This window comes from Nocardia sp. NPDC101769 (assembly GCF_044766925.1).
GTDB lineage: Bacteria > Actinomycetota > Actinomycetes > Mycobacteriales > Mycobacteriaceae > Nocardia.
Genome location: NZ_JBIWMX010000003.1, coordinates 231,756 through 243,873, shown reverse-complemented (window position 1 = coordinate 243,873; position 12,118 = coordinate 231,756). Strand labels below are relative to the sequence as shown.

Here is a 12,118-nt window from a genome sequence, read left to right as displayed (position 1 = left end):
GAGCTCGGGGGGACACGACGAATCGAAATGGAGAACAGCTAACGAGCGGTGAACCCATCGTGTCCGTCCGTTCAAATTTTGTTCACCAAGTCGATCGTGCGGTCTGCAAGGTAGTGGAAACGCGCTGCAAGGGAAAGGTTTTGACGCAGATATACGATCCGCCCGATCGTTACCCGGAGCAGTCTGTGTGAGGAAGGTCACACACGTCGTGTGGATAGTCGTGACGCTGGTCGCACGAATGTCGCGGAAGGACCGTGGAATTGCGAGATTTCGACCGAGCGGCCGCCTTTCAATTACGTGCGTTTGTTTCAACCGGATGTCCGATTCCGCGCACAACGACCGCCCGGCTGGTGTAAAGAAGGCAACTTCCCGTACCCATCGCGGGCGGACGCCCCGGCCGACGTAGTGTTTCCTTGTGCGACTGCTCGTAACCGGCGGCGCCGGGTTCATCGGCGCGAACTTCGTTCACCAGACCGTGACTGCACGTCCCGGCGTGCATGTCACCGTGCTGGACAAACTCACCTATGCGGGCAACCGCGCCTCACTCGACCCGGTCGCGGACCGAATCGAGTTCGTGCACGGCGACATCGCCGACACCGCGCTGGTGGACCGCCTGGTGGGTGGTGTGGACGCGGTGGTGCATTTCGCCGCCGAATCACACAACGACAATTCGCTGGCCGACCCGTGGCCGTTTGTCCAGACCAATATTGTCGGCACCTATTCGCTGCTCCAGGCGGTGCGTCGCCATCAGGTGCGCTACCACCACATCTCCACCGACGAGGTGTACGGCGATCTGGAACTCGACGACCCCTCGGCATTCGGCGAGAACACCCCCTACAACCCGTCGAGTCCGTACTCGGCCAGCAAGGCCTCGAGCGACATGCTGGTCCGCGCCTGGGTGCGGTCGTTCGGGGTGCGGGCCACGATCTCCAACTGCTCCAACAACTATGGGCCATACCAGCATGTGGAGAAGTTCATCCCGCGGCAGATCACCAATCTCATCGACGGTGTCCGCCCCCGCCTGTACGGCGCTGGTCACCAGGTGCGCGACTGGATCCACGTGGACGACCACAACAGCGCGGTCTGGGAAATCCTGGAACGCGGGCGCATCGGTCAGACCTATCTGATCGGCGCGGACGGCGAGCGCGACAACAAGTCCGTGGTGGAGCTGATCCTGGAGGCATTCGGCCGTGCCCCAGACGATTTCGATCATGTCACCGACCGTCCCGGCCACGATCTGCGCTACGCCATCGACGCCTCCCTGCTGCGCACCGAACTCGGCTGGGAGCCGCGGTACCGTGATTTCCGCCAGGGCCTCGCGGCCACCATCGACTGGTACCGCGACAACGAATCCTGGTGGCGTCCACAGAAAGCCGAGACCGAATCCGCCTACATCGCCGCGGGCGAAAAGGTCATCTAGCCGCTGCGGCCGGACCGCGAACTAGGCCCAGTCCTGCCGGTAATCCGCCCAATCCTGTTGAGTGGCCGCGAAATCCACATAGAGCGCGACCCCGAATGCCCCGCGGTCCCGCGCGGTGCGGCCCAGCCCCAGGCGCACGCCGCGCAGCGCGGCGGCGACGGTCTCGGCCGCACCGTGATGGGCCGGGTTCTCGGCCCGGAAGGCGGGCAGCCCCATGAGCAGATCCGTGCCGGGCGGCGTGACCTGCAGGGCCAGACCGGTCTGCTGGGCGACATATCCGCCGTACAGTGCGCGGGTCGGCATGGCGGTGTCATAGGACATGACGGCGATTTGATCCACCCGCCGGGCAACCTCCGCGAAATAGGCTTGTGACCACCATTTCCCGTGATCGAACAAGGCCACGCCGAGCGAATGCAATCCGGGTAGCGGATCGATAACCGGAGCGGAGACCGACAGCAGTGCGTGCCGGGCCGAAGTGACGGCGCGGACCTCATCCAGGATGGTGGTATAGCCGCCCGATCCCGAGCGCACCGGTTCGAAATCGAAGTGAATACCGTCGAATCCGAGATCGAGTACCTGCGACGATGTCGTGACGACATGATCGCGAGTCCTCGGATCATCGGCATTCAGACCGTCGAATTCGGGAGTGAGCACATCTCCGAGCCACGCCTGTACGCGAATTCCGGGCAGTGTCCGATGCACGGCCCCGAGGAACCAGCGGGCCTGTGGATAGAGCCCGGGGGACAGCGTGCCGTCATTGTCGAGCGGCCCGGTGTGCACGTAGAGATCCTTGATTCCGGTCTCCGCCAGCAGAATTCCCAGCTGGGCGATATCGGCGTCGGATTTACGGCCGTCGACCCAGGCGTGCCCCAGCCAGACGGCGTCGTGGCCGCGGGTGCGGGTATCGTCCCGCAGGGTGCCGGCGTCCTGCAGGCGCAGGAACACTGCGGCCGCCGCGACGGGAGTCAGCAGGATGGCGACAATGATCAGCAACACCACGGCAATTCGCCGCGTCCGTGACCATCGATGCCATCGGACTCCCCAGCGGGTCATCCCCAGACGATAGTCGAATACTTGATCACCGCTGCGATGAGCGCGACCGAGGTGGCCGTCACCACCGTGATCGCCGCGCCGCGCACCGGGACCCGGCCCGCGGCGTCGGTGAGCCGCAGCGGCATCCAGCGCAGCACCACCGCCAGGCCCAGCACCGCCAGCGGCACGAAGTAGCGGCCCTGCACCCCGTCGATGATGAAGTAACCGACCGGCGTGAAGGACATGTACAGCGTCACGTAGATCATGGCCACGCTGGCCGCGACGGTCAGCAGCACCAGCCAGGTGCGCGCGCGGTCCGCACCGCGCGCCGGGAAGCGCTCGGCCGCACCGATGCTCATGGTGAAGGCCAGCAGGCTCGCCAGGATGGTGAGCGCGGGCACCTCGACATAGGAGAAGCCGAGCGCGCCGAAGAACTGGGTGAACCAGAGCTGGTCGCGGCGGGCGATGCTGTCGCCGAATATCTGCAGGAAGTGCACCGGGTCGGTGAGGATGCCGTGCAGCTGGTCGCCCGGACGCACCGTGCCCCACTGCTTCTCGGGCCGCATCAGGCTCATGCCGTCACCGGTCGGGGCGGCGATCTTCATCCACACCGCGAACGAGATCGCGCCGACGCCCGCGGCCACCCACGGCAGCACCCGCTGCCACACGGCGATTCGCTCGGTGCCGCCGAAGCCGAAGCGGCGCACCGGGATGAGCACGGTGAGCATGGCGATCAGGACATAGGTCGGCTTGCACACCGGCAGTAGCACGGTGGTGGCCAGCGCGGCCACCGTCTCCGGCCGGGTGAGCCGCTCGCCGAGGAACAGGCCCTTCACCACCAGCGCCGACACCAGCAGGGCCAGCGCATTGGTGACGGTGTCCGCGGTGACGGTCCCGGCCTGAAACAGCGCGATGGGCAGCACCGCGACGGTGAAGGCCAGCCACTGCACCCGGTGCCCGCGCAGCACGCGCAGCGCGAAACCGACGATCACCAGGTAGGCGATCAGCCCGGCCCAGCGAGTGGCCAGCACCATGCCGCCGACACTGAGGTCCAAGGTCTCGGCGATGCGGATGCCCGCGGCGGGCGGCAGGTACGGAACGGGGGAATAGGCAGCGGTATTGGTGAACCACACCTGCTTGGTCTGATCGGAGACCGCGGCCCCGCCGAGCTGGTCGTAGGCGTGCGGATCCGCGACCATGGGCTCCGGCTCATCCGGATTGTCCTGATAGTCGTTGAAGGCGTAGTTCATCAGCGCGTCGATGCTGACCGGCACGTCGCCGCCCCACGCCGGGCCGCGATCGTCGTGGATCTTCTCGGGCAGAAAGCCGCCGTGCGCGACCTGGTAGGCCCGGCCGAACTGGGTGATCTCGTCGTGGCCCCAGAACGGGGGCGTCAGCACCGACCACACCGCGCCGAAGATGCCGGCGATCAGCACGAAAACCACGGCGGCCGAACCGAACCGCCGCTCGACGCCGATCACCGCGCGCCGCAGCCCCGCCGTCTTCGGCGCGGGAGCGGCCGGTTCCGGTGTCGTGATGGTCGTGCTGTCGTCAACTTCGGTAACCACGGTGTCCGATTCTGCTTTGCCGTCGGGATTCTGCCCGGCAAGCCGCACCGTCATCGCGGCGAACCGCCCGGCCGGGCATCGGGGCCGGTCTCGCCGACCGCCGAATAACGCAGGTACATCAGGCGGGCGGCCTCGTGCCGGGAGCGACGGATGCCGTCCAGGATCAGGCCGGCGGTCCAGGCCAGGCTGCCGAGCAGCAGCAGCGTGAAGCCGAGGAACAGCGTCGGGAACCGCGGGACCTGGTGAATCTCATAGAACTCGATCACGATCGGCGTGATGAGGATGACCGAGACGATCCAGGCCAGCGTGCCGAACAGCCCGTAGAAGGCGACCGGTCGCTCGTGCCGGGCCAGGCCGATGATCAGGCGCAGGATCTTGAAGCCGTCGCTGTAGGTGCGCAGCTTGGATTCGCTGCCGGCGGGCCGATCACGAAAACCGACCGGAACCGCCGTCTGGGGGACCCCCAGGTGCTGCGAGTGCACGGTCAGCTCGGTCTCGATCTCGAACTCCCGCGACACCGCCGGGAAGGACTTCACGAATCGGCGGGAGAAGACCCGGTAGCCGCTGAGCATGTCCTCGACGTTCTCACCGAAGACCTTGCCCACCACGCCATTGAGGATCTTGTTGCCGGTCTCGTGCCCGGCCCGGTACGCCGAGCCCGCCTCGACCTCACGGCGCACGCCCAGCACGTGGTCGTACGGACCCGCCAGCAGGGTGCGGATCATCTCGGGGGCCGCGGCGGCGTCGTAGGTGTCATCGCCGTCGACCATCAGGTAGACATCGGCCTCGATGTCGGCGAAGGCGCGCCGCACCACATTGCCCTTGCCCTTGCGGTTCTCGGTCCGCACGATCGCCCCGGCCGTGCGCGCCTTCTCGGCGGTCGCATCCGTGCTCAGGTTGTCGTAGACGTAGACGACTATGCCCGGGACGGCGGCCTTGAGGTCGGTGACGACCTTTGCGACGGCGGCCTCTTCGTTGTGGCACGGCACAATGGCGGCAATACGAAGCTCGGTGGAGTCCACCCGGTCAATCCTCTGATCGGAGGCGAATATGAACACCGGGAGGGTACCCGACCTTCACAGGTATAGGGGTGCGGCGGGTTACGGTACCGTCGGCCGGTGCCTGCGAACGAGTCCACGGCGGTGGATGAACCCACCCCGAATGCCTCTCTGACCGGCAAGGTCCGTGCCCTGCTGCAGCGGGGCGGGGCATTTCTGGTGGTCGGCGCGATCGGCTTCGTGGTCGATGCGGGCACCTACAACCTGCTGGTCTTCCTCGGCGGCGAGGGCCCTCTGTTCCACGCCCCGCTGGTCGCCAAGATCATCTCCATCGGGGTGGCCACGGTGGTCACCTATTTCGGCAACAAGTGGTGGACCTACTCCGATCACCGGGGCGATACCGGGGCGCGGCACATCCTCGTCTACGCGCTGCTGAATGTGCTGGCCATCGGCCTGCAGCTGGGGTGTCTCGGATTTTCACGCTACGTTCTCGGGCAGGACAGTCCGTTGGCGGACAACGTTTCCGGGACACTCATCGGCCAGGCGGTGGCCATGGGCTTCCGATTCTGGGCCTACGGGAAATTCGTCTTCACCAATCCATCCTCTGGAACGAATGACGCTTGATCACCGAAGGTTCGCGGCCCGGCTCGATTCTGGACTGCGCTCCGCCTCCCCGCGCTCGGAGCGGGGGAGCGAACGGCTCCATAGACCTGCGCCTTGGAGGAGCGGAGGAGGGAAGAATCGAGCTTGCAGGGCCGCGAACCCGCCGGAGCGAAGCGGAGGCCAATAGGCACTGATATTCTCGCCCCGCCGAGCAAGACAGTGACAGTGGCGGTGCGACCACGTCGGATGAGCCGGTGTCTTAAGTATTCAAAGGATGTCGAGGGATTCATGGATGCGTCGGCTGGGCAGGCCGTGACCGAAACCGAGGACCGCGAGAACGTCGAGGAGGCTCCCGCCACGCTGATCGCGGAACTCACCACGCCGGAGCGGCTGGTGCTGGCCCGCGGCATCTTCTGCGGACCCGCGCCGAAGATCAGCGACGACCTGTACGCGGTCGCCAAGGGCAAGGTCACCCGTGAGCGGCAGACGCTACGCCTGGAAAAGGGTGCGTCGGTCAACACCAATACCTACTTCGGGCGCTTCGCCGCCGCCTACTGGCAGCGCTGGACCACGGTGACCGAGGTCGAGGTGGGGATGACCCTCGAGGCGACCGGCAAGGTGCGGATCCGGCTGGCCGCGTCCGATATCGCCGGACACCGCCGGGTGGTCGACACCGCCGTGGTCAAGGAGACCGGCCGGGTGGTGCTGCGCGCACCGCTGGACATGTACATCGACGGCGGCGCGCTGTGGCTGGAGATCGAGGCCCTCGGCGGCGAGGCCGTGATCACCGATCTGGAGTGGAGCGCGGCCGCGCCCGAACAGGTGCGCCCGGTGGCCATCGCCATCTGCACCTTCAACCGCGCCCAGGACTGCGCCAATACCGTTGCGGCCCTGGCCTCCGACACCACCGTGCTGTCGCTCATCGACGCCGTCTACGTGGTCGACCAGGGCACCGACCTGGTGCAGGACCAGACGCTGTTCACCGAGACCCGGCCGAAGTTCGGCGACAGGCTGCGCTACATCCGGCAGCCGAATCTCGGTGGCGCGGGCGGATTCACGCGTGGCCTCTACGAGGTGTCGGGCGCCAACGAGCACGCCGACGTCATCCTCATGGACGACGACATCCTGTGCGAGCCGGAAACGGTGCTGCGGCTCAACGCCTTCGCCAATCTGACCGTGGAACCCACCCTGGTGGGCGCGCAGATGCTGTTCCTGTTCAACCCCGACTACCTGAATGTCGGTGCGGAGGAGACGAATCTGGGCAAGCTGCGCCACGGCCAGAAGGTGGCCAAGGCGCTGCGCAACACCTCCATGCTCAAGAAGCACCAGGAACGCCGCGTGGACGCCGGCTACCAGGCCTGGTGGACCTGCCTCATCCCGGCCGAGGTGGTCAAGAAGATCGGGCTGCCGGTGCCGATCTTCTTCCAGTGGGACGACGTGGAATACGGCCTGCGCGCGCGGGAGAACGGTTTCGTCACCGTCACCCTGCCCAACGCCGCGGTGTGGCACGCCGACTTCTACTGGAAGGACTTCGACGACTGGGCGCGCTACTTCTCCTCGCGCAACTCGCTCATCGTCTCCTCGCTGCACCACGACCTGGACGGGAAATCCATTACCCGCCAGCTACTCCGGGAGATCGGCGAGTACCTGGTCGGCATGCAGTACGGCCTGGCGCACACCACCCTGCAGGGCATCGAGGACTACCTGCGGGGTCCGGAGATCCTGCGCGACGGCGGTATCGAGGCGCTGGCCAAGGCCCGCGGCTCACGCTCGGACTACCCGGAGACCGTCAAGCATCCGGCCGCCACCTCCTCGGTCCCGAACGCGCACCTGCACGTTCGCCGCGCCGGCGGCGAGCCGAGCCACCCGCTGCTGGTGCTCTACAAGCGCGCCCTCAACCAGTGGACCGGCCGCGTCATCCCCGGCCCGGTCGCGGTCACCCGCGAGGACGCCCACTGGTGGCACGTCGGCCTGTTCAACCACGTGGTCGTCACCGACGCCTCCCAGTCCGGCGTCCGGGTCCGCGTGCGCGACAGGGAAACCGCCCGCCGCCTGCTGCTCCGCACCGTCCGCGTGCTCCGTCAGCTCCGCAAGGACCTCCCCGACCTGCAGCGCCGCTGGCGAGCCGCCATGCCGGAACTCACCAGTCGCGAGAACTGGGAACGCCTCTACGGAATCGACTAGAGGCCAAGATATTCGAGGGACCACGGCCCGGGACCCCGTGTCCCGGGCCGTGTTTCGTCTCAGTGGCGCGGGCTGCTCCGGACCGCCACCCTCGGTGGCCGTCCAGCCGATCACGACCCGATGCTGGACGAACTCCCCGCCTCGCGGGCCAACGGCCTCGGCTGAGCGAGCTCAGCCGAGGCAGCCGCGCGGGGTCAGAGGAACAGGTCCGTGGTGAGCGGGCCGTCGCCGGGCACCACGCGATACTTGTCGAGATCGGTGATGCCGTGTGCGGCAAGGACTTCGTCGTCGATGAAGAAGTTGCCGGTGGTGTCCTTGGCGGGCGAGGTGAGCACCAGGTAGGCGGCGTCGGCGTAGATGTCCGGCGTGCGTGAGGTGGCGACCATCTCCTCGCCGCCGAGCAGGTTCTTCACCGCCGCGGTGGCGATGGTGGTGCGCGGCCACAGCGAGTTCACGCCGATCCCGTACTTGCGCAGTTCCTCGCTCAAACCCAGTGTGGTGAGCGACATTCCGTACTTGGCGATGGTGTAGCCCAGTGCCGTGCCCGCCCACTTCGGATCCAGGTTCAGCGGCGGCGACAGGGTGAGGATGTGCGGATTGCGACCGGCCTCGGCGGATTCCCGCAGCGCCGGGATGCTGAGCTTGGACAGCAGGAAACTGCCCCGGCAGTTGATGTCCTGCATGAGGTCGTACTTCTTCATCGGCAGGGACTCGGTGGGGGACAGATCGATGGCCGAGGCATTGTTCACCACCATGTCGATGCCGCCGAAGCGCTCGACGGTCTGCCGGACCGCGTCCGCCACCGCCTCGTCGTCGCGCACATCGCCCAGGTACTTCAGCACGGTGCCGCCCGCCTGCTCCAGTTCGGCAGCCGCGGTATGAATGGTGCCGGGCAATTTCGGATGTGGCGCATCGGTTTTCGCGATGATGGTGATGTTCGCGCCGTCGGCCGCCGCCCGCTTGGCGATCTCCAGCCCGATGCCGCGACTCCCGCCCGACATGATCATGGTCCGGCCCGCCAGCTGCTTCGATGCTTCGGTCATGGATCCGCTCCTGTCCGCTGTTGTGTCGCCCCGTGTCCGATCATCCGCGCCCGGGTGACCCGGCGGGGCGGAACTCTCGCATCTCGGACATTAAGCCAGATATCGGCTCTATGCAACAAGGTGCATATAGCTGGCTGTGCGTCCAGGCAGCGCCCAGGGTGGTCATACCGCCACCCCGGGCGCCGCGCCGGTCAGTGCTGCTTGCCGCCGCGCTCCTTGTACATGCGCCGCTGGCTCTTGTTGATGTCCTTCCACACCTTCTTGCGCTCGGCCTGGAGGCGGGCGTTGGTGCGGGAGGCCAGCCAGTCGTTCTCGCGGCCGAGCTTGCGGTAGCTGTCGAGGCGACGCCGGGGCAGGGCTCCCGCATCGATGGCCGCCAGCACCGCGCAACCCGGTTCGGTCTCGTGCGCGCAGTCGGCGAAACGGCAGTCCGCGGACAGGGATTCGATATCGCTGAAGGTCCGCGCGAGCCCCTCGGCGGCATTCCAGAGCCCGACCGACCGCAGCCCCGGGGTGTCGATGAGGGTGCCGCCGCCGGGCAGTGGGCGTAGTTCACGGTGCACGGTGGTGTGCCGCCCCCGCTTGTCGCCCGCCCGCACCGCGTCGGTGGCGAAGACCTTCGCGCCGAGCAGCGCATTGGCGAGCGTGGACTTGCCCGCACCCGACGGTCCGATCAGCGCGACCGTGCCGAACAGCAGCGGCATCAGCACGTCCATCCCGGCCCCGGAGGCGGCACTGACCGCCAGCACCGTCACACCGGGCGCGGCGGAGCGTACGGCGTCGATCGGAATATCGTGCGCCAGATCGGCTTTGGTGAGCACCACGGTCGGCCGGGCGCCGGATTCCCAGGCCAGCGCGAGCAGCCGCTCGATGCGCCCGAGATCGACATCCCCGTCGCCGGCGGTGCACACCAGCACGGTGTCCACGTTCGCGGCCAGCACCTGATCGGCCGATTTGGCGCGGGCATCGGGCTGCCCGGACACGGCGGCCCGGACGATGGCGGTGCGGCGGGGCAGCAGGGCGCGTACGGTACGCCCGGCGTCGATGGCCACCCAGTCGCCGGTGCACAGCCCGCTGACCTCGGAGTCCGAGCGGGGGAGCCGGGCCCGCACCACCGCGGCCGTCAGGCGGCTCTGGTAGTCGGCGGTGGGGAGCGGTGCCGCGATATCACATTCACTGCGATCCATGCGGATCACGCGGGCCGGAATCAGATCGTCACCCGGCAGCGGCAGGTAGTCGGCGGCGAGGGTGGCGTTCCAGCCATAGGGAACGAGCAGGTCGAAATCGACCGAAGACATGTGTGGAGTCCTTTGACGGGCCGAGCCCGAATCACGGACTCAGCGAGAGGAATTCGAGGTGGATGCGCGTGGGGCGGACACTCGCCCGGGCACGGCAATCCGCACTGCCGTCGTCACGTAACTCCACCTCCCATCTCTCCTCATGCCGTCACCGTGGTGACCGCGCCGAACAAGAACGGGGACAACCTTGTCAGGCTGTCCCCGTCGGTGCAACGTATTTTCCGGGTCAGGATTTCGGCTTGTCGAACTGCTCGCGGCGGCCCATCCGCTGCAGGCGCAGCCACTCCATGAGCCCGGCCGGATCCTTCTGCTGCACCAGGAAGAACCATCCGAAACGGGCGACCTCCTGCGGCAACAGTTTTCGCATGCCCGGCTGCGCCATCAGGTAGCCGCGGTTGCGGTAGGTGAAGTGCCGCTTGATCGGATCGTCCGGGTACTGGGTGTGCATGCGGCCGCCCAGAATCGGCTTGAACTCGGCCGATCCGTTCGGGTGCAGGTACGCGGTCTGCAGGCAGGTGCCGAACGGCAGCCCCGAACGCACCAGCCGCCGGTGCACCTCCACCTCGTCGCCACGCACGAACAGCCGCAGATCCGGCACACCGATCTTGTCCACGGCCTCGGCCGAGATCAGCGCCCCGTTGAACAGCGAGGCGATCCCGGGCAGGAAGTCCTCGTCACCCAGCTCCGACCGCAGCCGCCGCCACACCACGCCCCGGCGCAGCGGGAAGGCCAGCCGATCCGGGTCGTCGATATCGGCCACCACCGGCGACACCTCGACCAGCCCGTGCCGCTTGGCACAATCGAACAGTGTGGCGAGCACGTCCGGCCCGTCGGGACGGCCGTCGTCATCGGCCAGCCACACCCAGTCCGCGCCCATGGTGAGCGCGTGCAGCATGCCGAGTGCGAACCCGCCCGCGCCGCCCAGATTGTGTTCCGAACCGACATAGGTGGTTTCCATGGGCTGCTGCTTCACCAGCTCGCCGACCTCGGCTTCATTGCCGTTGTCCACCACGATCAAGTGGTCGATCTGCCGGGTCTGGCTGCCCAGCACCTTCAGTGACTCGGCCAGCTGCTCCCGGCGTTTGTGCGTGACCACGATGGCGACGATGTGCGCATCATCGCCGTAGACGGGGGCGGACTGTTCACTCATGCGGGATTCCGTTCCGGTTCACGTTCACGTTCCAGATCCCGCAGCACCTGCGCCACGTGATCACCCGCCTCCGGGCCCTCGTAGGCTCGCACGACATCCTCGATGCCGCCCTGCATGCGAATCTGCCCGTGATCGATCCACATCGCGGAATCGCACAGCTGCGCCAGGAATTCATTGGAGTGGCTGGCGAAGACGAGAATGCCCGAGCGCGAGACCAATTCCTGCAGCCGGACCCGGGCCTTCTTCATGAACTCCGCGTCGACCGCGCCGATGCCCTCGTCGAGCAGCAGGATCTCCGGATCGATCGAGGTGACCACGCCCATGGCCAGGCGGACGCGCATACCTGTCGAGTAGGTGCGCAACGGCATCGCCAGATAGTCGCCCAATTCGGTGAACTCGGCGATCTCGTCGATCTTGGCCAGCATCTGCTTGCGGCTCTGCCCGAGGAAGAGCCCGCGAATGATGATGTTGTCGTAGCCGGAGATCTCCGGGTCCATGCCCACGCCGAGATCGAAGACCGGAGCCACCCGCCCGCGGATGCGCGCGCTGCCGCGGGTCGGTTCGTAGATGCCCGAAAGCAGCCGCAGCAGTGTGGATTTGCCCGCGCCATTGTGGCCGACCAGGCCCACTCGATCGCCTTCCTTCAGCGACAGCGTGATATCCCGCAGCGCCTCGACGACCACCACATCGGATTGATTGCGCCCGATGGCGCCGCCGGCCGAACCGAGCACCGCCTTCTTCAGCGATCGGGATTTGGCGTCGAAGATCGGGAATTCCACCCACGCGTTCTGGGTCTCGATACTCACATGGTCGGTCATTGAG

At 67.0% G+C, this 12,118-nt stretch carries 10 protein-coding genes; 3 read left to right on the top strand and 7 right to left on the bottom strand.

The annotated features are described in order from the left end of the window. Positions 1-415 precede the first annotated feature (415 nt). Positions 416-1,420, top strand: coding sequence for a dTDP-glucose 4,6-dehydratase (rfbB, locus tag ACIRRA_RS06970; protein ID WP_402764172.1), 1,005 nt, complete (start codon positions 416-418; stop codon positions 1,418-1,420). A 21-nt stretch (positions 1,421-1,441) separates the two neighbouring features. On the opposite strand, the gene ACIRRA_RS06965 is transcribed toward rfbB, so the two are convergent. The 3 genes from ACIRRA_RS06965 to ACIRRA_RS06955 are packed head-to-tail and all read right to left on the bottom strand — an operon-like array spanning position 1,442 to position 5,042. Continuing rightward, positions 1,442-2,473: a hypothetical protein gene (locus tag ACIRRA_RS06965; protein WP_402764169.1), complete on the bottom strand. Its 1,032-nt coding sequence runs from the start codon at positions 2,471-2,473 to the stop codon at positions 1,442-1,444. Continuing rightward, positions 2,470-4,020 carry a DUF2142 domain-containing protein gene (locus tag ACIRRA_RS06960; protein WP_402764166.1) on the bottom strand — a complete coding sequence of 517 codons (1,551 nt, stop codon included), beginning with the start codon at positions 4,018-4,020 and terminating at the stop codon, positions 2,470-2,472. The genes ACIRRA_RS06965 and ACIRRA_RS06960 overlap by 4 nt, the downstream gene beginning before the upstream one ends. 50 nt (positions 4,021-4,070) lie before the next feature. Continuing rightward, a complete protein-coding gene (locus ACIRRA_RS06955) occupies positions 4,071-5,042 on the bottom strand; it encodes a glycosyltransferase (protein ID WP_402764164.1) in 972 nt (323 codons plus the stop codon). A 96-nt stretch (positions 5,043-5,138) separates the two neighbouring features. Here ACIRRA_RS06955 and ACIRRA_RS06950 point away from each other — a divergent pair, with 96 nt between their 5' ends. Further along, on the top strand, positions 5,139-5,642 hold the full coding sequence (locus tag ACIRRA_RS06950) for a GtrA family protein (RefSeq protein WP_402764162.1): 504 nt from the start codon (positions 5,139-5,141) through the stop codon (positions 5,640-5,642). A 267-nt stretch (positions 5,643-5,909) separates the two neighbouring features. Then, positions 5,910-7,805, top strand: a complete 1,896-nt coding sequence (locus ACIRRA_RS06945; protein WP_402764160.1) for a glycosyltransferase — start codon at positions 5,910-5,912, stop codon at positions 7,803-7,805. A gap of 194 nt (positions 7,806-7,999) precedes the next feature. Here ACIRRA_RS06945 and ACIRRA_RS06940 read toward each other — a convergent pair whose 3' ends face one another. The 4 genes from ACIRRA_RS06940 to ACIRRA_RS06925 all read right to left on the bottom strand — a co-directional run bounded on the left by ACIRRA_RS06940 (position 8,000) and on the right by ACIRRA_RS06925 (position 12,114). Then, on the bottom strand, positions 8,000-8,848 hold the full coding sequence (locus tag ACIRRA_RS06940; protein ID WP_402764157.1) for an SDR family oxidoreductase: 849 nt from the start codon (positions 8,846-8,848) through the stop codon (positions 8,000-8,002). Positions 8,849-9,039: 191 nt separating this feature from the next. Beyond that, positions 9,040-10,146, bottom strand: a complete 1,107-nt coding sequence (rsgA, locus tag ACIRRA_RS06935; RefSeq protein WP_402764154.1) for a ribosome small subunit-dependent GTPase A — start codon at positions 10,144-10,146, stop codon at positions 9,040-9,042. A 226-nt stretch (positions 10,147-10,372) separates the two neighbouring features. Beyond that, positions 10,373-11,296, bottom strand: a complete 924-nt coding sequence (locus tag ACIRRA_RS06930) for a glycosyltransferase (RefSeq protein ID WP_402764151.1) — start codon at positions 11,294-11,296, stop codon at positions 10,373-10,375. Further along, positions 11,293-12,114 (bottom strand): ABC transporter ATP-binding protein, encoded by an 822-nt coding sequence (locus ACIRRA_RS06925; RefSeq protein ID WP_402764149.1) that lies wholly within the window; start codon positions 12,112-12,114, stop codon positions 11,293-11,295. Before ACIRRA_RS06925 ends, ACIRRA_RS06930 begins: the two co-directional genes overlap by 4 nt. Positions 12,115-12,118 lie beyond the last annotated feature (4 nt).